We start from the raw sequence: 21,674 nt of genomic DNA on the forward strand, positions 1-21,674 counted from the left end.
GAGGGCGAAAACTATGGTTCTCAACTTAGATGAGGTTTATCTGATACAAGTAACTTGGTATTTTTTGAGTAACTCTTTAACTTGAGCAGCCACCAAAGGATGTGGATCTTTTTGTAACTGGGGTAAAATTTGTAGGAGAACGCGATGTGAAACCATATTTAAGTATGCGATCGCAGCTTCTCTAACAAAGCCTGTTGGATGACGCAAACTTACTAAAATCTCCGAACTGGTTAGTCGAATACGCGTAACTTCAGCATAATGAAAACAGCAAGCTAGACACCAGTCAGAAAGGAAGTTACCTAACATCAGCAATCTGTGGAGGCGATCGCTAACTAACATATTCTCATATTCTACGATCTTAGCTTCTACAAGATGTTGCAATTTTTCTGACTGCGGTCGGTTATCTAAAATATTCAGCAATAGAGACTTTGAAGAGAGAGTTATAGTATGCTCTAAAATTTCTAACCCCCGCGCTAAGTTTACCACTGAGAGCGATCGCAGATTGAAGGATGCAGCCTGCATCTTTTCTGGCGAGTAAAGCAGTTTTAGTAATAGTAACAGCCGTTCTTTGACATCCAATTCCAATTCTAAAAGGGCGCGTTGCATTAACTCAGAGACAATCCCAACCCTCTGGCTTGATTGATGATTTTCTTTTTCGCCTAATGTTTTAAAGTCTATGTATGCAGCGTAAATCTCACCTAAAAACTTTAATTCTTGTTTGATTAAATTTTCTACCCGATTTTCATAAAACCGATCCACTAAACCTGTAATTCCTGGTTTTTTGTGGATTTTTAGTAAGCTGCGGAGAATATGATCCCTATTACTACCCCAGGATGTCTCCAAGTTCTCCCATAAAGTCTCCAATGCTTCCTGAGTGCCGACTTGAGCAATGGTACGCCAAGCGTACATCCGCACTACTTCTGGTTTGTAAATATTGGTAGCCAACCGCAGCAGCATTTCTAAAGCTTCATTTTCCAGCCGCATTAGGGCTGACATGGCTGTACTGCGGGTTGATTTGTAATAAAGTGCTGCAATCAGTGCCGAATAGTACTCTTCTAAATGGGTGGCTGCAATCATTTCCAAAACGGCACAGCGCACCCGTAATGACTCATCTTGTAATAAATTTGGGATGTGAATCCGCAATGCCTGCAAATAAACTGCTTCTCTCAGCGCTCTAACTCCATTTACCCGTTCCCGTTCTTGCTTATGAGTCAGCATCCGGCGCATGGTTTGGGTAGCTACTACCTTTTGCATGGGTGTTCCCTGGCGTAAAACTAAAGCGGCGGCGGTGGCGCGGATGAGTGAGTTTTGCCGGGGGTTCAGGTATTCTTCTAGGAGGCTTAAATTGGGATTTGGTTCCGCCAGCCAAACGTAGCGTAGCGCTAAGGCAAAAACTTCGGGGCTAGTTTCTTGAGATTCTTCTAATAAAGGACGGATGGCAGATAGATAAGCAGGATTTGCACCTCCCATCAGCATTACTTCCAAACTTTGGCGCTGCAAATCTGGGGTTAACTTGACTAGTAGAGGTGCTAAAACTTCGGCGGCTCCAAGGGAATCCATTTGGGCTAAAAGTTCAATGCAAGAGCGTTTATCAGCATCACTGCCTTTTTCTGCCAAAGCTTTGACTACTCCCTGTTTAAAGAATCGTAAGCCCATGTTGGCTGCACTTAATTGACCCCGTGCCACACTCAAGACTAATAGTTCAACATAGCGCGATCGCAATTCCCAAACTACTGTTAAACAAGTGCCAGCTATCAGCATTGTTTCTGCTACTAACACCCACTTTTGCAATGGTACAGGTATAAACCGTCCACAAAATACTAGAGTTGCAAAAATTAGCGCTCCTGTCAAACCTGTAGCGATCGCTTCAGCAGTTCCACCAGATAAAGTCTGCATCCGGCTGCGAATTCCCTCTGGAATCGGTTGGTACAGGATGGGGCCACTACTCATGACAAAGGTGTAGCGCAGAAGTTCATCGCAGAATTTGACAATTATCAAACCCCAAAAAAAGCTTTGCGATTGGATGGCTGGAATTAAATGCAGAAATATCAGCACACTTGGTAGTGAAAAGCCTACAGTGATTGGTAAAAGCGTGGCAGTGAAAAATACCCCCATCCGTTCGATGAGTCGGCTGGAAATAAACCACTGCAACAATAACTCGCACAGTCCTAACATCCCACCAAACAGACCCAAGAAGCTGGCGAGTTCTCGTTCGCCCAAATTGGATTGGAGTTCGCGCAGATACTGAAAATCTATTAATAAGCCAATGACTTGTAACAGACCGACAAAGGCAAACAACTGCCAGACATACCGTTTCAGGGGACTTTTAATGAAACGTTGTCGTGAAGCTTGTTCTTCAGGAATTAGTTTTTGTGGGGTTTCAGGAAAAGCTGCTCGATAATGATGCGTCAAATAAAATAAAATCCCCGATCCTAGTAATATCACTACACAGGCGATAAGGATGATTCTATTCAGTGTGGTGTATTGCACTAGCCAAGGCAAACTAAAGCCACTGATTACATCTGCGACCAAAAGACCACTACTCACCAGTGGGTAAGTGCGTTTAATCTCCCGAATGTTAAATAGTTGGTTGGCGACAATGGAAATGTTGAGGTCATTGACCACATAAAGCGCATCTACCCACAGCCGCAGCAGAAATACCGAAATAACTGCCAGATAGGAAAAATGAGATCCCCAACGTAATACAACTAATAAAACTAATGGCATCAACATGCAAGGTGCGATCGCCACAATCACCCGCCGTAAGGGAAAAATCTTTTGCAGCCAGGAGTATAAAAAAACCATTCCGGCACTGATAGCAGCACTGCCAATATACATCCACGGCAGCAGATTAGTTCCATATTCATCCAAAAACAGCGCCACCGTACTGTCCTCTGCCCACCGCAATCCTACAGACACAGTTGTGTAAAAAATAAACATTATCTGAGTTCGTTCGCTCTCCTCTGGTCGGAGATTCACCCACTGTAATAGTCGTGGTAAAGCCACTTTATTTGCAGCTAACCAGTAATTTTTCAGTTCCATGCAGTTTTATTTTCTGGTAGTATCACTACTTAATGGGAGTGGGGCAGGGGAAGCAGAGGAAGCAGGGTAAGAAAATACTTCCTTGCCCCCCTCATCTTCTCGAAATAGGAAAAATCCTGAGCAACTGAGTATTATGTTTCCCACTTAGCCTTCAGGATTATCGATTTTAGATAAATTTAACTAGAACAGCAGAAGTCCCATATCTGTACTGTACTCAGTCAGTGTGGGATGAATGCGCGTGAGTGATAGCGAAGCGGTAGCGAGTCATCGAGCGTCGTCATTGACCAACAAGCGATATTGAACGCAGTTCAATTAGTATCGTTGGTCAATGACGAGTGAACTTTTTCTGAATTGAGAGAATCAATCCAGTCTTCTACACACGATGTAATAGTTTTGTCTTTAGTTGCAGCATAAGTTTGCAACACTCGCATTCTTCTTTCGCTAATTCTTAGGCTTAGTCTTTTATTTTTCATTTTGGGTGGTTAATGGCTATCCTTTGTGTTATTATAGCAAGAGGTCGAAACAAAAGGAACAGAATGAGAACGTCATACCAATACAGATTACGCCCAACAAAAACACAGGTTATTCAGCTTGATAGGTGGCTAGATATGTTGAGATGCCAGTACAACTATTTGTTGGCGGATAGATTTCGTTGGTATGAAGAAAATCGATGCTCAATTAACTCCTGTTCAATATTAGTTTGCCATCTACCAGAGTTAGGAGATAGCCCTACATACAATAGTCAACAAGACTCGTTGCCACAACTAAAGAAGGATCGTCTTTGGTACAAGGAAATTCATTCACAAGTGTTGCAAAATGCAGCTAAAAGAGTTGAATTAGCTTTTGACAGGTTTCTGGGAGGCGATTGCAATGGCAAACGAAGTGGAAGACCAAGATTCAAAGGGGTTAATCAATACAAAACTTTTACCTATCCAAAAGTCAAAAGTGATTGTATTGACAATGGTTTTATAACCCTACCTAAGTTTGGCAAGGTAAAGCTAGTACAACATCGGACTATCCCTGACGGATTCAAAATTAAAACTTGTTCTGTTACGAAAAAGGCTGATGGCTTTTATGTAACATTGAGTCTTGAAGACAAGACTGTACCTACTGTTAAACCAGATTTCAACCCTGATTCAATAACAGGTATTGACGTTGGGCTAAAAGAATTTCTGACGACCTCTGACTCGGAAGTTGTCGCAATCCCTCAGTATTGCCGCAAGGCTCAAAAACGTCTGCGAGTTATCCAAAAGCGTGTATCTCTCTCGCAGGAAGAAAGGTAGTAATCGTAGAAAAAAAGCCGTCAAGCAACTAGGTAGACAACATAAAAAGGTTGCTGATAAACGTAGAGATTTTCATTTCAAGACCGCTAACAATTTATTGAAAAAATATGATGTTATTGCGGTTGAAGATTTGAATATAAAAGGACTTGCACGGACTCGATTAGCGAAGTCTATACTTGATGCTGGATGGTCAAGCTTTCTGTCGATACTAACAAACAAAGCCGAAAACGCTGGTCTGTGTGTTATCCCAGTAAAAGCATCTGGTACAAGTCAAGACTGTTCTAGTTGCGGCGTGAAGGTTCCCAAAAAACTGCATATTCGATGGCACGACTGCCCTAATTGTGGGTGTAGTTTAGATCGAGATCATAATGCAGCGATAAATATAAAAAATAGAGCGGTAGGGCATTCCGTTCTTAAAGCCAAGAGTCTCCTAAGCACTAGCCGGATTGTCTTGGAAGCCTACACTTACTGCAAAGCAGAAGTGTAGGAGATGTCACATAACTCAAAGCCTTGGGCGCATATCGAAACGAAACATCAAAAAATCCCCTGGCTAAAAGTCAGGGGATTTTCAAACTTGGTCTATTAAACAATTAGAGGATTATTTTTTGGGGGAGATGAGCATCATCATGTTTCGCCCTTCTTTTTTAGGCGCTTGTTGAAGCTCACCATAAGGCTCCAAATCCGTTGCCATTCGCTTGAGCAAATCTTCTGCTAGGTCGCTGTGCTGAATTTCTCGACCCCGGAACATCACAGTCGCTTTGACTTTATCACCATCTTTCAAAAAGCGCTCTGCTTGTTTGACACGAACGTTGTAGTCGTGTTCTTCTATTTTGTAGCGCATCTTAACTTCTTTGACATCAGCTGTGTGTTGTTTTTTCCGGGCTTCCCGCGCCTTTTTCTCCTGCTCAAACTTATATTTCCCATAGTCCATAATCCGACAAACTGGCGGGTCAGCTTTGTCACTTATTAGCACCAAATCTAACTCTTTCTCTTCTGCTAGTTGTAGTGCTTCTTGTGGGAGCATAATTCCCAGTTGGGCACCATCAGGATCAATTACCCGAATTTTGGGGAAGCGAATTCGTTCGTTAATTTGGGGCAGATCGCGAGTTCTTTTCTTCTCAATCACAGGCATTATGATTTGTGGGAGCTCTTAATGAAGGATTTGGTGTGGTCTAAATTTGCGATGCCTCGGAGGCAAAATATAGAAGTAACTCAGGACTGAAAACATAGTCTACAGTTCTAGGGTAACTAATCCATAAAATAGTTGCGTCCTCGTATTTGTCATTTTACTAACTCTCAGAGAACTTCTCTGCAATAGTTAATCTAAATTACACAACCTAGACTATGTTAAATATTATTACAATTATTTAGCAATACTTTATTGCGATGTCTACGACGGGCTACGCCTACGCACTAACAATTAGCTTGGCAGATTGAGTTTTCTCTGGTGCAATTTAAGCTATTCTAATTCTCCTTATGTTTTGACGCTGCATCCACACTTTGAGTACTTATTTATACATTAATGCTATCGAGTGTTAAATAAATCTGAATCAAGCAGGAAGTAAAATTTGTTTACTTTTTACTCATAATCGAAGTATTTTGTCAAGTAGACAAACTCCTACTTCACTGTGGTGACAGCCTGATGAACGAATCGGGTAAATTAAGATAAGTAAAGAAAACGCTTTGAACTAAATGGCAGCTCTAAGCTTAGAAGAAATTTCTACTCAGTTAGAAAGTCCGAATTTACGCGATCGCATGGTAGCCCTTGCTAATCTGCGTAATGTTCCCCCTGAAGATGCAGTCCCTTTGATAAAAAAGGTACTAGACGACGAATCTTTGCAACTGCGATCGATGGCAATATTTGCCCTCGGAATCAAGCCGACAGCAGAATGTTATTCGATTTTGGTCAGAATTCTCGAAAATGACCCAGATTATGGTATGAGGGCTGATGCCGCCGGTGCATTAGGATATTTGGGTGATGCCAGAGCCTTTGAGGTACTATCGCGGGCATTTTATGAAGATACTGATTGGCTAGTACGCTTTAGTGCAGCAGTTTCTCTTGGTAATATTAAAGACCCCCGTGCCCGTCAAATTCTTCTTCAGGCATTGGATAGCAAAGAAGTAGTATTGCAACAAGCTGCAATCTCTGCACTGGGAGAAATTAAAGACATTGAGTCTGTAGATAAAATCCTCCGCTTCGCCCAATCAGATGATTGGTTAGTAAGGCAGCGTTTGGCAGAATCTTTAGGGAATCTTCCCACCCCCAAGAGCGTTTCCGCTTTGAAATACTTGGAAAAAGACAATCATTTCAACGTTGCTGAGGCAGCGAGGATTGGACTCAAGAAGCTTGAAGAAATGGACAATCAAGCTTAATATAAAAACCTCCTGCTACCTTTTAATAAATAATTAAGTGAGAATCTTAGCATTTTGATGCAGGGTAATTTCATTCATGAATATTGAAGAGTTTTTTCAGTTGAGTGCCGGTAAATGGTTTTCTCATCGAACTAGTCAACATTTGGCTTTTAATCAATCGGAAAATAGCAAGTCAGACATCATCATTGAAACGCTGGCAGTAGATCATCCAGAGGTGAGCAAGCTGTGTCAGAATTACAACATTAATCCTAGTTCTGCTTCTTGTGCTACGAAAATTAGCTGGAACGGCACAATGGACAAGGATCAAGCAAAACACAGTGGTTCAACTGTGTTAGTTTCGGTTCCTGATGCGGATAATCCAGCCCAAGGAAAATTACTGCGAGAAATAGTTGATGCGAAGAAAACTCCAGTTGCCGGACGCTATAAATTTGATAGTGATGGTGCTTTGATTTTAACTATAGAGGATGAAACCATCTGGTCAGAAGAGCGCCTGTGGTTTGCTAGCCCAAATTTGCGAATGCGGGTAAATGTCCTCAAGAGTTTTGGTGGATTTAGTATCACTTCGTTTACTTCTGAGATTCGCATGGGTGGTTTTCCGCCAGCCGAGAAGCCTTCGGAAGCGGCTAATTCAGTATCTAGTTAGTTTAATTACAAAACATTCCCTCCAGAAATGGGGGGAATTAACTAGTAGTCTGTCAAAGACATTTTGACGGATACTAACGGTAGATTCTTTTTTCCATAATTTTTCGTTTTCCAGATTTGCACGGTTTAGCACCAACACATCTGGAATGTAACCCGAATCTTTTTCAGGAGGTCTAACTATAACTTGGTTGGGCATGAAGTACGAGAGGTGTAATCGGTCAAACTCAACTGTTACTTTTCTTGCTAAAAAACCTTTAACTTCTTCATGTTCCCCCACTGGTTGCGCCATCTCAACAATTTCTCCTTTATGTAGTTCGTAGCGTACTCGTCGGGTTTCGGGTAGCCAATCGACAAATTCCTCAAAGGTTACTAGCTTGGGTATAGCTTGAGTCATGGCTTTCGAGAATTACTGATGATATAAATATTATCTCTAATCTAGGGGACTGCGGACAGCTTTTTGACCACGGTTAAAAACGGGTCAAGCGCGATCGCATCATCCGTGACAGAATTTTGAGAGTTGGAGTTTTGAACATCAGAAATGTAACTGGCTAAAACCGGAGTTATCTCTGCCGCAGGTGAAGTCTCTAACAACACTGTTCAAATCCCATTGCCCGGTTTGAATTTCCCCTACCGTGTTGCCCACACTGAGAAAACCATGCTAAAGCCTCTCTCTACTGCCCTTAAAATCACCTTCCTAAGCTTCTCACTGCCTCTGCTCTTCGCTGGCAATGCCTGGGCAAAAACCTGTACAGAAAAGGAAATTGAGACCTACATCAGTGATAAAAATCGACCTGCAATAATTGACTGCGGGGCAGGAGCGGTTCCTGATTTGCTCAAAGCTCTGAAAAAGGGTGGAACGACAAGCGAGGTTGCTGCTGAAGCTTTAGAATACATCGATACAGATGGTGTTACCGTTGTTCCTACCTTAATTGAAGCCTTTAAACATGGGACTCTAGATGCTCGTAGAAGCATTTCTTGGGCTTTGGTTGTTCAGGCAAAGAAGGACGAAGAAAAAAAAGTTATTGTGCATCTTTTTATTGAAGCTCTTCAAGGGCAAGACTTAGAGAACCGAATAATAGCTGCTAATGGCTTAATGTACTTGGTAACGTACTTGGGTGCGGAAGCTAAAGAAGCTATTCCTGTACTGGTTGACAACTTGGAGCATAAATACTCTCTTGTTCGTGGGAATGCTGCTTCTGCACTTGGTGCGCTTGGTTTGGATGCTGAAGCGGCTGTTCCGGCACTGATTAGAAGGCTTAAAGATGAGAATGCAACTGTCCGTACCTTTGCTGCTTCTGCCCTCGGCTCAATTGGCAAAAAGGCAAAAACTTCAATTCCCGGTTTGGTTGAATTGCTGAAAGATAGAGATGCGACTGTCCGCGCTAATGCTGCCTATGCTCTGGGATATATCTTCAATAATAACGTAATAAATGTAGAGTACAAACCTGCTTTTCCTGCGCTGATGACAGCGCTCAAGGATCAAGATGATACCGTGCGTGCCGGATCTGCCTACAGTCTGGAATACTTTGCTCAAGACAATAAAGTGGTTGTTCCTGCCTTAATTGCAGCCCTCAAAGATAAGAGTGTCAAAGTTCGTAATCAGGCAGCAACCTCTCTAAGGAACATCTCTAGGCAACTACAAGAAGAAGCTAAAAATCTTCAGGAAGCCGAAAAAGCGATCACCGTTGTCAAGCAAATTCAGACGGCTTTCGGCAACTCACCAGAATTTGAAGATACTCGCTTAGGGGTGGATAAAACCTTAGCAACACTTGGCGATCGCAAACAATCGTTTCTGCTCCAATCATCTGCTAAATGGGTTTCAGCCGGAAAAGAGATTTGGCTAGCTCATGCAGTATTTTGGCTGGCTCTGATTCTCGTCTATCCTAAGTCGCCTCAAATTCAAGCTATCTTCTTCTGGAATCCCTGGGTGCGGAAGATTATGGGACTGGGGTATGTAGGCTTTGCCTTGACCTGGATACCCTTTTTGCGGCGATCGCTTTTTGCCCCCTTTCGTGAATCACTGCTTGCCGATGCAGGGCTGAAGAACTTTAAACCAGCCGCCTACTTTGAGAATTCAGACATCAAAAATCCAAATTCAGGAGAGATTCAACCCATTCAAGCGGCGGTTCCAGGGTTTAAGGGGCAAGTTGTGCTGGAAGGTGCGTCGGGATTGGGGAAGACGATGTTTTTACGGCATCTCTGCCAGCAGTCGCAGCGAGTTGTGGTGTATCTTCCGGCAACCAAGTGTGCTGATGGTGTAATTGAGGCAATTCAAAAGAAACTGCATGGAGAGGAGATTAAAGACCCGAAATTTTTACAGAATTTGATTTACAGTGGTGCGATCGCCATCTGTATTGATGGTTTAAATGAAGTGAGTGCTGACACACGGGCAAAAATTGTCGAGTTCACCGAAAACTACTTCAAGGGCGACATTATTCTGGCAACGCAACCAATGGAATGGACACCCCCTTCAACTGCAAAACGGTATGTGATGCAACCATTGGGGCGATCGCACATTCAAGCATTCCTGCTCTCTCGCAAACCTCTAATCCCTGACTATGCTCCGGTTCGAGAGGAAGTCTATGAACAGTCTTGCTCTCGTTATCTTGAACAAGTGCTAAACGATCGGCAAGCTTTAGAAGAACTGGAAGCAAATCAACGGATTCTCTCTAATCCAATGGATTTGACCGTGATTGCTGCGATGCTTGCCGCAGGCAAACAGCCTGATTTATTTCGCTTACAAGAGCAACAGTATACGGTGATGACCGAGGAATACCAGGAAAAGCATTTGAGGCAAGAATTCCCTCTGGATAGTTTCTCGGAAGCGGTCTACCAAATGCGGCTCAAGGATGAGACACAGTTGCCAGAAGAACAGTTTTTAGAGGAACTATTGGGCATGGAACGGCACAAAATGGTGGTCAGCCGTCAGTCCAAAGATAGCGAAGGTAAACCTGCTAAAGAATGGCACTTTCGCCATGACAAAATCGCGGAGTTTTTCATTCTTCAGACCTTTCTGGAACACCCAGAGCGACAGGAGCAACACTTAGGCGATCCGCGCTTTCGAGGTGTATATTTCATGTTGGCGAATTTTCTCAAGTTTGAGGATGCGATCGCTCTCCGCGAAATGTTGATTCAGTATGCTGCTGACACGAAAGATCACACTGTTAGCGATATGTTTGTCCAGTTGGTGCGATCGCGTAAAGCAGCGTTAATCCAAACGGCAGCATAAGTTTAGAAATGGGCGATCTCTTGTGCTTGCCTGCAAATTATCAAGCTAAGTAATTATATACTCAAGATAGATGTCATAGTATCTAATATGTGATTATTCTTCAATACTGTTAACCGTGGGATTGAAAATTAAGATTTTTCTACATAAAATTAAAAATCTAAAATAAAAAATTGGTAACACTGATGGTTAGGAGTGTTAGAGTTTCAAGAAATTCACCGAAACTTTTCAGCGGGTATTCATGCTGAAGAAACTACAGAAAAAGCAAATTTCGATAATTGCGGGTGCGGCACTGTTTGCCTTTCTAGCTGGGGCAATGGTATCAGCACCTGAGATTGGCAAGTCTCTGGGAAAATGGCTCAAACTGAGCCAGAATCAAACAGAGCAAACATCAGACGGTAGCATTGCCCAATCAGCCGTCTTTCCCCTGATCTCGCAATCGTTGCCAGAACGGGCGGCAAAACTAGCAGCGATCGCAGATCAATCGCGATCGCCAGACCGGAATCGCGCTCGTTATCTTTTGGCGAGTGATTATATTGAAAGAACCCAAGCGCAAAAAGCCCTAGCTTTACTCCAAGGACTAGAGAAAGACTATCCCGTTCTTGCGCCCTACATTTTGCTCAAACAAGCCCAGGCAGAGGGTATGCTGGGTGAGGACGGCAAAGCCTCGGATCTCAGACAAAGTGTAGTGAAGTTGTATCCCAAAGAAGCGGCTACGGTAAAAGCGCTATATCTGATTGCCCAACCGAAGCAACAAGAAATAGCGATCGCTCAATTTCCTGCCAATCCTCTGACTTGGGAAATTATTCGCAAACGCTTGCAAGAAAATCCCAATCAGCCACAATTACAGTTGATTTTGGCTAAATATGCTTATGACCAGCCAGGCATAGTGGGCGTTTTGGATCAGCTAGTAAAACAGCCTACCCTGACACCCGAAAACTGGGAACTGATTGGTACAAGCTATTGGGAAAATAGTCAATTTCTCAAAGCGGCAAATGCTTATGCCAAAGCACCCAAAACATCGCGCAATCTCTACCGTACTGCACGGGGATTACAGGTAGGAGGCAAAGATAGAGAAAAAGCGATTGCTACCTATAAACAATTAGTGCAGCAGTTTCCGAATACTGAAGAAACTGGAACTGCACTACTGCGGTTAGCAGAAACCGCAAAAACTCCTAAAGACGGCTTACCCTATCTTGATCAGGTAATTAGTAAATTTCCAAAACAAGCTGGTACTGCACTGGTACAAAAAGCCAAAACTCTCCAAGCTCTCAAGGATCAAAAGTCAGCTAGCGCAGCGTGGCAATTACTCATAGCCAAATACGGCAATTCTGATGAAGCCGCAGAGTATCGCTGGAAAATCGCCCAAGATAAAGCTAAAGTCAAAGATTACGTTGGTGCTTGGCAATGGGCAGAGCCAATTGTCACCAACAATCCCAATAGTATTTTGGCTCCGAGAGCAGGCTTTTGGATAGGCAAATGGGCAGCTTCACTAGGGAAACAGCAAGAATCTCAAACTGCTTATGAGTTTGTGGTTAGCGAGTTTCCCTACTCTTATTATGCATGGCGAGCAGCAACCATGCTGGGCTAAACGTCGGCAACTTTGACAATGTGCGCGTCATGAACCCGGAAATAATCACACCCCAGCGTCCATTACCACCTGCTGGTTCTGAGACTTTCAAAGAACTGTATCTGCTGGGCCAAGACCGCGATGCCTGGTTACAATGGCAAACAGAATTTCAGAATAAACTTCAGCCAACGGTAGCAGAGCAATTTACTGAAGGGCTGGTGCGGATGGCTAGGGGAGAAAATCTCATCGGAATTGACAAAATTTCTAAGTTGGAAGATCGGGAAGCACCAGATGAACAAGCCCAATATCAGACTCTCAGCAAACAGAGCAGCTACTGGCAAGCGCGTTATCCATTTCCCTATTTCCGAGAGATTCAAAAGTGGTCTACTGAGCGTCAACTTAATCCTCTGCTAGTCACCGCTCTGATGCGTCAAGAGTCACGGTTTGAGCCAAAAATCAAATCCGTTGCTGATGCTACTGGCTTAATGCAGGTGTTGCCGAGTACAGCTAAATGGATTGCCCCACAAATTAAGCTGGATAGCAAAACAATAAACTTAGAAAACCCCAATCAGAACATCATGCTGGGTACATGGTATTTAGATCATACTCATGAGCAATATAACAATAACTCCTTGCTGGCGATCGCTAGTTACAATGCTGGCCCAGGCAATGTCTCTAAATGGCTGCAAACTCTCACTACAAAAGATCCAGATGAGTTTGTTGAACAAATTCCCTTTGATGAAACCAAAAATTATGTGCGGCAAGTATTTGGCAACTACTGGAATTATCTGAGGCTTTACAACCCTGAGATTTCTGGCATTGTAGCAAAGTATTCGACTACACACCCAAAACTACCGTCACAGTAATTTTGCTGTTTGAGGGTAGAAAATAAATTTGTAGAATTGATCTCGTTTCCAGCCCAGAGGCTGGAAACGAGATCAATTGCGGCAGAGCCGCAAGTCTTGAGGCGGAGCCTCAATGACAGGCATTCCCAGTCGGAGACTGGGAACGAGGCAATCCTGAAAGCTTTTTCTAGACTGGTTTTTACGTTAAGTTGACACCTATGCAAGTCCTTGCGCCCCTACGTTTGCGGAGTGTACCGGAGGGATGAGATATCTTTTTATGCAGACCAATAATTCTCGCCTTCAGGGAGGGTGAGAATTTCAACACCATCTTCAGTTACAGCTAAAGTATGCTCACATTGAGCAGAAAGCTTGCGATCGCGCGTTACCGCAGTCCACTTATCGCCCAGAACCTCAACTTCGTAAGTGCCTTCGTTAATCATTGGCTCAATAGTAAAAACCATCCCTGGTCTGAGACGCTTGCCCTTACCGCGTGTGCCATAGTGGGGAACATCCGGTGCAGTATGGAAAATGTTACTGATACCGTGTCCCACAAAATCTCGCACTACAGAAAAGCCTTGTCCTTCAGCATACTCTTGAATGGCTGCACCAATGTCGCCAATGCGTGCCCCAGGTTTCACTTCAGCAATACCCAGGCGCAAACACTCCTCTGTCACCTCTACCAGCTTCCTCGTTTTTGGGGAAGGAGTACCGACAAAAAATGTCTTGGATGTGTCGCCATGATAGCCCTCAACAATCGGCGTTACATCAATATTAATGATGTCACCTTCCTTCAGGATTTGTTTAGCGTTGGGAATGCCATGACAGATTACCTCATTTACACTGGTGCAAATCGATTTAGGATAACCCTTATAACCAAGAGGTGCGCTTTTTGCTCCATGCGCTTGCGTCCAACGTTCGGCTTCATCATTTAGTTCAAGAGTACTCACCCCTGGTTTCACAAACGGTTCCAAATGCTGGAGAAGTTTAGCTGCTAAACGCCCAGCTTGACGCATTTTGTCTAATTCTCGTTGGGATAAAATAACAATTAGTTCGGTTTTCATTAACTTTTATCTAGATATCTTTCATAAACATAGTTAAGCCTGTTTGTGCAGCTCTTTGTGCAGCATCAGCAACCTTTAGGGTATACAAGCTCTCCTCTGGAGTAACATACAAAGGAGTGCCATCAAAAAGATGGTCTAACACCATACTTGTGTCTTTGGCGAACAAACCCCGGCGAGGGCCAACCTCTATAGGTGTTGTTTCCCCTGGCTGGATAAAAATTCCTGTGTCGCCATCAAAAATTAGACCACCTTTTTCACCGTGAACTTCAAACTTGCGTTGTGATTGCCAAATACTTTCACCTTTGCCATAGACTACTTGGGCTAAAAGTCCACTGTTAAATGACAGTTCACTAGTGCAGAAACAGGTTTGGTAGTATTCCGGTTCTATTTCCCAATATCGCTGGTGACAGTTAACTGTAAATACTTTACCAAATAAATCGGTGAGACGATGTAGGCGAGACAGCGCCCCCATTAAGGGAAAACCGAACAACTCGTGGTTATAAGTCCATTTGCGGGGTGCAGGATTCTGGGGATTGATGGTGCTGTAGCGAACATAAAACACCTCACCAACTTTAGCTAAGTTTTGCTTCAAGGCTTGATGCAAACCACCCAAAAGTTCTAGGTGTTCGACGTGCAGCAGTTTTTGTTGGGCTTTGGCTAAGGCAATAAGTTCTTCTGCTTCGAATACATCCAACGAAAGAGGATACTCTACGATTACATGTTTGCCGTTGGTAAGTGCTGCACGAGCGATCGCACCATGATCTCGATTAATAGTACAGATCACCACTAGGTCGATATCTTCACGCTCTACTAACTCTTGCCAAGAACTCAACACTTCAATCTGATACTCTTTGGCAAAGGATTCGGTTTTTTCTGGGCTATGACCAACAACTGCAACTAAATGCGATCGCTCATCACGGAGCAATGCCTCAGCTCGAAATTTTGCCGCATACCCAGTACCTACCAAACCTACACGCACTCTTGCTTTTTCCAAAGCTGCTCCTGAATTATACATGATTCTCGCTGGTTCTCTTTTTGATCTTCTCTCTTCATGGGGTTCACCAGTCTAGACTCTACAACATTCGTCTTACGCCCTCAAGGACGAACAAGACTTTATTTGAAGGTAGGCAGAAGTACGTATACTCAAAATGGCAGACTTCAAAAGAAAAGCCCTCTTTTTTTAAGCTGAGACTCCATAAGATAAAATAAAAGCTTTGTCAAAGTTAGAGTAATGACTAATGACTAATGACTAATGACAAATGTTTGATCGTAGCCGTCGTAATCTCGCTCACTGGTTCGCCCTGTCAATGGGTGGAATTTTGTTCGCTTTTGCAGGGGTGGGCTATTGTCTGAGTGTAGAAGAACAGTTGCGAGTTTTTGACGACGAACTTTTTTCACAAAGTAAAGTTTTTGCTGCCAAGACTCAATACTCGCTTTATCAAAGTCAATGGAGAAATCAGCACAGCAAAACTCCCATAGAAAACGGAGCATCTTTAAATGGCGGACTAATATATGCGCGATGGTACAACTCTGATAAACAACTTTTGCAATTATATCGGTTCATCGGGTAACACCAGTTGACAGCAGAACCAGGATTTCAAACGCTACAACTACCACTAGGTAGTGAATATTTGATAAGAACCTGGGTTCGCCAAGTCACAATTCCTATTTTTGAAGATAAGCGGCTCATTGGCTACTTCCAAGCAGCAGTGCCAATGAACTCTCTACGCGTTAACCTGAACCAAGCCCGCTTGTTTTTAACTTTTGGGGTTCCTGTGACGTTTGGTGTAATTGGTCATTACAGGTTGGTTTTTGGGCGGGTTGGCAATGCGACCGAGCCTCCGTGCTTATCAGCAGTTGCAGCGATTTACAGCCGATGCTTCCCATGAATTACGTACACCCGTTGCTACAGTATTAAGCAATGCCCAAGTTGCCTTGATGCCCCCCGAAGACCCCTTGGAGCAAAGATTGCGGTTGCAAAATATTGCCCAAACTGCTAAGTCCATGAGTACGCTGATCAATGATTTGCTTTTTTTGTCGCGTCATAATGGCTCCCTTGCGGAAACCGGATTAACACCTGTTGATTTGTGTGAGATATTGCGATCGCTTGCTCAGCGAGTTCTCAGCCCTTGCTCCTGACCAAAATCTCAATTTCAATGCTCACCTTCCAGAGCATCCCATTCATGTTAAAAGCCGATGCTACTTTGCTCAAACAAGCTGTGATTATCTTCTAACTAATGCCTTCAAGTACACACCAGCAGATGGTAAGGTAGAATTAAATCTTTTTACCCAGTCTCCACTGTGCGGTAATTCAGGTCAAAGACAACGGAATTGGTATTCCGTCCACTGATTTGCCACACATATTTGATCGTTTTTATCGTGTAGATACTGTTCGATCTCGGCAAACAGGTGGCTTTGGACTTGGACTTGCTATCGCTCAACAAATTGTGCAACGATATGGAGGGCAAATTACTGTAAATAGTATTCTAGGTGAAGGCTCCACATTTCAAATTAGCCTTCCTCTAAAACTTTGAGATTATTTTTCCCTATAACCTCCAGCATAGTTAATTACACAGATTGTTCTATATAATTTGTGAGTTCCATAAGCAACGCCAGAGACTTTAAAAGCACCGTTGAAAATGTTTTTTCGATGACCGCGATCGGGCACACCATCATCAATAATTAACTGCATGACGATATCTTGAGCCGTGTTTGGCCCATAACTGATATTTTCGCCTGCGGTTGTTAACCATGTACCATAACGGTTAATGCGAGTAAAAGGGTTGCTACCATCGCTACCATCATGGCCTAAAGCACCTTTTGGCCCTTGGTCTTTAATGTGGTCTTTTGCTCCTAAAGACATACCCTTAGATGCACTCAAGGCTCCCACGGGACGCGCTGATTTCAAAAATGCGATCGCCTCATCGACTGCTTTAACTCCTTCTTGAGTTCGCAAATAGGTATTATTAGAAATTTTGACTCGGTTTCCCTCAAAGCGCTTTCTATAGTTTTGCAGAATCGGGAGATATGACTTGGGATTTGTTCTAACTTTATTTGTTTCAACAATTACCTGTTGTTCCAACGGTGTAAGGTAACTTGCTTTTGCTAACAAAGTTGGACTAGTTTGTTTAACTACTGCGGGGCTAGGTTTGGCTACAGACGGGTTAGATTGAAATAGTTGATCTGAGCAGCCGAATATCAAGGCTATTGGCAAAAATACCCAAAATTTTAGGCGATGCATTCATTACCTCAGAATTTTTCTCTGGATTAATTTAGGGAATTAGAAGAAATAAGAATTTTCAACGCACAGATAAGTCTATAAACGCTTCTGCCGTTAGAAACTATCTTAGAACCTAAGTCAGTTCATCAAACGAAAGCGCAGATTAACGCCCCACTAATATAGATAAAGTTGCAATCGCCTTTGTTCCTAAAATGTTACACTTTGAGAAACCAGCGTTGCCGATACATCAAAACACCAACAGCCCACCACAACAACACGGTGACTAGGGCAAATAATAGGGAACCATTCAGCGCCCTCTGCCCAAGATGTGCGAAAAAGTTCTGATAAATCCAATTGTAGGTACTGGGAACGTCTTTGCCACTGCCAATAGTGGTTTTCACTAAGATTTTAATCAATAAAACCGATGCAACGAAAAGAGCGATCGCATTTAAGCCCATAATTTCAAAAGGTTTACTCCAACGACGAATTAGCCGTACTTCGATAAATTCATAACAAGCTGCCAGCAACAGTAACGCCCAACCGCTAGTAAAGACTACATAAGAACTTGTCCACAGCTTTTTGTTGATGGGGAATGTCCACCCCCATGCCCAACCAATAATTAAGCAACCAACTCCAAATAATGCTAAACCTATACTTGTGCGTGACTGTACAGGTTGACTGCGTATCCATTGCCCAGTGAAGTAGCCAGCGAGAACGCTTACGATGGCGGGAATAGTACTGAAGAGTCCCTCTGGATCTCCCATAAAGTTGAAACTATCACCTTTATATAGATGTGCTTTGGGAATAATCAAACGGTCAACATAAGCGCCAAAATTACCTTCCCGCGTCAGCACTCCCGCGCCATATTCTGGCACTGGTAAATACATTATCGTTAACCAGTAACCGATGAGTAGCACTGCTGCTAATATCCATTGACCTTTACGCGACAGGTTGAGAACTATCAAAGAAGCCAGCAGATAGGTAATGCTGATGCGCTGCAACACTCCCATAATGCGGATACTACTCAAATCAAAAGTCCAAACACCTTGATTCCAAAAGCCATTTAGTAGCAATCCCAAGGCAAAGAGAATGGCGGCACGGCGCAATATCCGCCAGTAAACAGCTGAGGTTGGTTTATTACCTTCGGTATACTTTGACAACGAGAAAGTCATTGCTACACCGATAATGAAGAGAAAGAAGGGAAATACCAAGTCGGTTGGTGTGCAGCCGTGCCAATTGGCGTGGGCTAAGGGAGGATATATATCATCTGCGACACCCGCCATATTGACGAGAATCATCGCAGCGATCGTGATGCCGCGAAAAACATCCAATGAGGTCAAGCGCATAAGCGGAATTTGGTGTTAGATGAGTATCTAAGCTACTCCGGTTGATGCAGGTAATCAAGCAAAATTTATAAACTTGGATACAAGGTAAAATTTTGTTAAGTCATTACTACCATTTGCTATGCCAATCAAAGTTGGAGATACAGCTCCTAATTTCAGTCTACCTGCTCAAAGCGGCTCAACAATTAGCCTCCAAGATTTTCGCGGCAAAAAAGCTGTTATTTTATATTTTTATCCCAAGGACGACACACCCGGATGTACGACTGAATCTTGCGCCTTTCGTGATCAGTATGAAGTCTTCAAAACTGCTGGCGCTGAAGTTGTCGGCGTGAGTTCTGATTCCATCGAATCTCACCAAAAATTTGCTGCGAAATACAATCTACCTTTTACTCTGTTAACTGACAAAGGCGACCAAGTACGGAAGCTATATGGCGCAACAGCAGCCTTTGGCTTGTTTCCTGGTCGCGTTACTTACGTTATTGACCAACAGGGAGTTGTGCAATACGTGTTTGATTCAATGTTTAACTTTAAAGGTCATGTTGAAGAAGCGCTGAAAAGTTTGCAACAGATTGCAAAATAGGGAAATGGGCATTGGGAGTTGGGCATTGAGCATTGGGCATTGGACAATAATTAATATGCTCCCCATTCCCTATGCCCCATGCCCTATTCCCTATGCCCTATTCCCTATGCCCTATTTAGAATGCGACTTTTCCGGCATGACAATATTAGCGTGGCTTGCCTTACCATTCTTGCCGTTAGTATGAGCATTAGCATTGCGGGGATGAATTACACCATAACCACCGTGGTTGCGTTCGTAAATTACATTAATCTCTCCAGTTTCAGAATTGTGGAACATATAAAAGTCGTGTCCCACGAGTTGTAGTTGTTCCAAGGCTTCTGCTACGGTCATCGGCGGCATGGAAAAATATTTGGTGCGGACGACTTCATTGGGCAATTCGGGGGTGCGATCGCCAATTAAATCTGTAACTACCGATTCTACAACAACGACTTCTTCTGGTTGAGGCTGAGTTTTCTGGTCTTGACGTCGTTCTTTATATTTCCGCAGTTGACGGGCAATTTTATCTGCAACTAAGTCAATACTGGCGTATAAGTTTTCGCTACTTTCCTCGGCACGAATCACGCTACCATTAGCATAAATAGTTACTTCAGCCGCTTGTCTTGTATTAATTCGGGGGTTACGGGCGACGCTAAGATGCACATCCACTTCATTTGTAAGGCTTTGAAAGTGACTAACTGCTTTTTCAATCTTTTGATGTACATACTCACGAATCGCATCGGTGATTTCAATATTTTTGCCGTGGATGACAAGCTTCATGTAATACTCTCCCGCTGAATATTTGGATGTATGAATTTGCTTTGTATGAAAAGAAGTTGCGGTAAGCTCTATTACTCCCGCCAAAACAAATTGTGGACTATATTGTATTTACTGCTGGTAAGCTGTTTCTGAGCTTGCTGCATCTAAGTTGTTATCAAGTGTACCCTTGATTTGCCTCCTCATCTCTGCGCTGATATCCAATTGGATATCCACCTAGGACTCTTAAGTGAGGCAATCTCAGTGGTAGCTACTCTGACTACCAACTTCAATAAAGCAACGCTTACAGAACTTTTGATACTTGCTCCTTCTGTGTTCGGTTGAGGTTTGCTTGCTGTTGTTTAATAATACAAGTCTTTGTGGAAGTTTGATTTTGTTTGTATTTCAAACAATCTTATGAAAATCATCAGCCAGTACATTCGTCTTTTCTTTATTGTCTTGGCATGATGCTTATTGCAGAGAATTCCTCCTAAAAACCTATTGAGGTTATATATTCAAGCTAGCACTTTGTATTTTCTAATGCATATTCCCTTGACTTTCCTTTAGAATCCTTTGCAAATCTTGACAATTGTTGATTTCAATCCTGAAACTTGCAATATATTTAGTCTTAAATACGGTTGAATTTTGGCATGATCCATAGTAAAGAAGAACCGCACAAAAACAGTTGTTTGCTGTATAACCAAGGATTAATGCCTTACTTAGACGCTCATAAATGGCAGCGATCGCTCCTTACTGAGCGCATCCACGACCCCAATCTAGATGATGTGTTAATTTTGCTAGAACATCCACCTGTCTATACTTTGGGGCAAGGAAGCAACTCGGATTTTATCAAATTTGATATTGACAAAACTCAATATGATGTGCATCGAATTGAACGAGGCGGCGAGGTGACTTATCATTGCCCCGGTCAACTAGTGGGGTATCCAATTTTAAATCTGCAACGTTATCGTAAAGACCTCCATTGGTACTTACGACAACTCGAAGAAGTAATAATTCGCGTATTGGCAGTTTATGGGTTGCAGGGACAAAGAATTCCGGCTTTTACTGGCGTTTGGCTACAAGGGCGAAAAGTTGCAGCTATTGGGATTAAAGTCAGCCGTTGGATTACCATGCACGGCTTTGCATTAAATGTTTGCCCAGATATGACAGGCTTTGAACGCATTGTACCCTGCGGTATTTCTGATAAACCTGTAGGCAGTTTAGCCGAATGGATTCCAGAAATTACCTGCCAAGAAGTGCGTTTTTATGTAGCACAGTCTTTTGCAGAAGTCTTTGGTGTGGAATTAGTCGAGTCTCAGCTTGAAGGATTTTTCCAGTCTGAGTAAGTTCAGATTCTAATTATGTAACAAATACTATAGCAGTCCGATTTAAATTGTGAGACACTGATGAGAGTAGTTTATATTTAATAGTAAAAAAATAACTATTTAACTGCGGTTATTAAAGCTAAAATCCGATTATTTACAAATTTATATACTAACTTTTTACAGCTGTCAAGCACAACTTTGCGCGTGAATTACTCAAATAATCTCCAGGTATATGCCCCATCGTTAACGTCTTTGAGAGAACGTGATTGGACAGCTTTGATAGAACTATTTGATAGGGACGACGGTGATGAAATTGAAGCCGACATCCATAGTAGTTTAATTTGGCTGATACCTGAACCTTGTTGGGAAGACGATCCCTTTGATTTCTTACGCGAGTATCTTTGATGCGATCGCAAGAGTTGCCACACCGTC

At 42.9% G+C, this 21,674-nt stretch carries 19 protein-coding genes and 2 pseudogenes; 12 read left to right on the top strand and 9 right to left on the bottom strand.

Annotated elements, in window-relative coordinates; translation table 11 throughout:
* Positions 1-36 precede the first annotated feature (36 nt).
* Complete coding sequence (locus ANSO36C_RS25870) at positions 37-3,042, bottom strand: HEAT repeat domain-containing protein (RefSeq protein ID WP_251956935.1); 3,006 nt, start codon at positions 3,040-3,042, stop codon at positions 37-39.
* Between the two features lie 536 nt (positions 3,043-3,578).
* Here ANSO36C_RS25870 and ANSO36C_RS25875 point away from each other — a divergent pair.
* Positions 3,579-4,812, top strand: a pseudogene (locus tag ANSO36C_RS25875) (RNA-guided endonuclease InsQ/TnpB family protein).
* A gap of 111 nt (positions 4,813-4,923) precedes the next feature.
* Here ANSO36C_RS25875 and infC read toward each other — a convergent pair.
* A complete protein-coding gene (infC, locus tag ANSO36C_RS25880) occupies positions 4,924-5,457 on the bottom strand; it encodes a translation initiation factor IF-3 (protein WP_251956937.1) in 534 nt (177 codons plus the stop codon).
* Between the two features lie 560 nt (positions 5,458-6,017).
* On the opposite strand from infC, the gene ANSO36C_RS25885 reads away from it, so the two are divergent.
* Positions 6,018-6,698, top strand: a complete 681-nt coding sequence (locus ANSO36C_RS25885; protein WP_251956938.1) for a HEAT repeat domain-containing protein — start codon at positions 6,018-6,020, stop codon at positions 6,696-6,698.
* 76 nt (positions 6,699-6,774) lie between these two features.
* Positions 6,775-7,341, top strand: coding sequence for a phycobiliprotein lyase (locus tag ANSO36C_RS25890; RefSeq protein WP_251956940.1), 567 nt, complete (start codon positions 6,775-6,777; stop codon positions 7,339-7,341).
* On the opposite strand, the gene ANSO36C_RS25895 is transcribed toward ANSO36C_RS25890, so the two are convergent.
* Positions 7,327-7,734 carry a Uma2 family endonuclease gene (locus ANSO36C_RS25895; protein ID WP_251956942.1) on the bottom strand — a complete coding sequence of 136 codons (408 nt, stop codon included), beginning with the start codon at positions 7,732-7,734 and terminating at the stop codon, positions 7,327-7,329. The two genes, ANSO36C_RS25890 and ANSO36C_RS25895, sit on opposite strands and share 15 nt — an antisense overlap.
* A gap of 41 nt (positions 7,735-7,775) precedes the next feature.
* The gene (locus ANSO36C_RS25900) at positions 7,776-7,934 is read right to left on the bottom strand and encodes a hypothetical protein (RefSeq protein ID WP_251956944.1); all 159 of its coding nucleotides are present in this window, start codon (positions 7,932-7,934) and stop codon (positions 7,776-7,778) included.
* A gap of 61 nt (positions 7,935-7,995) precedes the next feature.
* On the opposite strand from ANSO36C_RS25900, the gene ANSO36C_RS25905 reads away from it, so the two are divergent.
* Both ANSO36C_RS25905 and ANSO36C_RS25910 read left to right on the top strand, forming a co-directional pair.
* The gene (locus ANSO36C_RS25905) at positions 7,996-10,569 is read left to right on the top strand and encodes a HEAT repeat domain-containing protein (protein ID WP_251956946.1); all 2,574 of its coding nucleotides are present in this window, start codon (positions 7,996-7,998) and stop codon (positions 10,567-10,569) included.
* Positions 10,570-10,807: 238 nt separating this feature from the next.
* Positions 10,808-13,002: pseudogene (locus tag ANSO36C_RS25910) on the top strand (lytic transglycosylase domain-containing protein).
* A gap of 254 nt (positions 13,003-13,256) precedes the next feature.
* On the opposite strand, the gene map reads toward ANSO36C_RS25910, so the two are convergent.
* Both map and ANSO36C_RS25920 read right to left on the bottom strand, forming a co-directional pair.
* Complete coding sequence (gene map / locus ANSO36C_RS25915) at positions 13,257-14,042, bottom strand: type I methionyl aminopeptidase (protein ID WP_251956948.1); 786 nt, start codon at positions 14,040-14,042, stop codon at positions 13,257-13,259.
* 10 nt (positions 14,043-14,052) lie between these two features.
* A complete protein-coding gene (locus ANSO36C_RS25920; protein WP_251956949.1) occupies positions 14,053-15,057 on the bottom strand; it encodes a Gfo/Idh/MocA family protein in 1,005 nt (334 codons plus the stop codon).
* Between the two features lie 244 nt (positions 15,058-15,301).
* On the opposite strand from ANSO36C_RS25920, the gene ANSO36C_RS34505 reads away from it, so the two are divergent.
* From ANSO36C_RS34505 to ANSO36C_RS34520, 4 genes are all read left to right on the top strand, one after another.
* Positions 15,302-15,613 (top strand): hypothetical protein, encoded by a 312-nt coding sequence (locus ANSO36C_RS34505; protein ID WP_323374511.1) that lies wholly within the window; start codon positions 15,302-15,304, stop codon positions 15,611-15,613.
* Between the two features lie 6 nt (positions 15,614-15,619).
* A complete protein-coding gene (locus ANSO36C_RS34510; protein WP_323374512.1) occupies positions 15,620-15,931 on the top strand; it encodes a hypothetical protein in 312 nt (103 codons plus the stop codon).
* Positions 15,870-16,181 (top strand): histidine kinase dimerization/phospho-acceptor domain-containing protein, encoded by a 312-nt coding sequence (locus ANSO36C_RS34515; protein WP_323374616.1) that lies wholly within the window; start codon positions 15,870-15,872, stop codon positions 16,179-16,181. Before ANSO36C_RS34510 ends, ANSO36C_RS34515 begins: the two co-directional genes overlap by 62 nt.
* A 212-nt stretch (positions 16,182-16,393) precedes the next feature.
* Positions 16,394-16,576, top strand: a complete 183-nt coding sequence (locus ANSO36C_RS34520; protein ID WP_323374514.1) for an ATP-binding protein — start codon at positions 16,394-16,396, stop codon at positions 16,574-16,576.
* 2 nt (positions 16,577-16,578) lie between these two features.
* Here ANSO36C_RS34520 and ANSO36C_RS25930 read toward each other — a convergent pair whose 3' ends face one another.
* Together ANSO36C_RS25930 and ANSO36C_RS25935 are read right to left on the bottom strand one after the other, a co-directional pair.
* Entirely contained in the window at positions 16,579-17,283 is a 705-nt protein-coding gene (locus ANSO36C_RS25930; RefSeq protein ID WP_251956950.1) for a CAP domain-containing protein, read from the bottom strand.
* A gap of 194 nt (positions 17,284-17,477) precedes the next feature.
* Complete coding sequence (locus ANSO36C_RS25935) at positions 17,478-18,608, bottom strand: acyltransferase family protein (protein ID WP_251956951.1); 1,131 nt, start codon at positions 18,606-18,608, stop codon at positions 17,478-17,480.
* 118 nt (positions 18,609-18,726) lie between these two features.
* Between ANSO36C_RS25935 and ANSO36C_RS25940 the strand changes: the two genes are divergently transcribed.
* Positions 18,727-19,185, top strand: coding sequence for a peroxiredoxin (locus ANSO36C_RS25940; protein WP_251956953.1), 459 nt, complete (start codon positions 18,727-18,729; stop codon positions 19,183-19,185).
* Positions 19,186-19,296: 111 nt separating this feature from the next.
* Here ANSO36C_RS25940 and hpf read toward each other — a convergent pair whose 3' ends face one another.
* Complete coding sequence (gene hpf, locus ANSO36C_RS25945) at positions 19,297-19,941, bottom strand: ribosome hibernation-promoting factor, HPF/YfiA family (RefSeq protein ID WP_251956954.1); 645 nt, start codon at positions 19,939-19,941, stop codon at positions 19,297-19,299.
* 626 nt (positions 19,942-20,567) lie between these two features.
* On the opposite strand from hpf, the gene lipB reads away from it, so the two are divergent.
* On the top strand, positions 20,568-21,263 hold the full coding sequence (gene lipB / locus ANSO36C_RS25950; protein WP_251956955.1) for a lipoyl(octanoyl) transferase LipB: 696 nt from the start codon (positions 20,568-20,570) through the stop codon (positions 21,261-21,263).
* Positions 21,264-21,446: 183 nt separating this feature from the next.
* Positions 21,447-21,647, top strand: coding sequence for a hypothetical protein (locus tag ANSO36C_RS25955; protein ID WP_251956956.1), 201 nt, complete (start codon positions 21,447-21,449; stop codon positions 21,645-21,647).
* Positions 21,648-21,674: the final 27 nt, after the last annotated feature.

Source organism: Nostoc cf. commune SO-36 (assembly GCF_023734775.1).
GTDB lineage: Bacteria > Cyanobacteriota > Cyanobacteriia > Cyanobacteriales > Nostocaceae > Nostoc > Nostoc commune_A.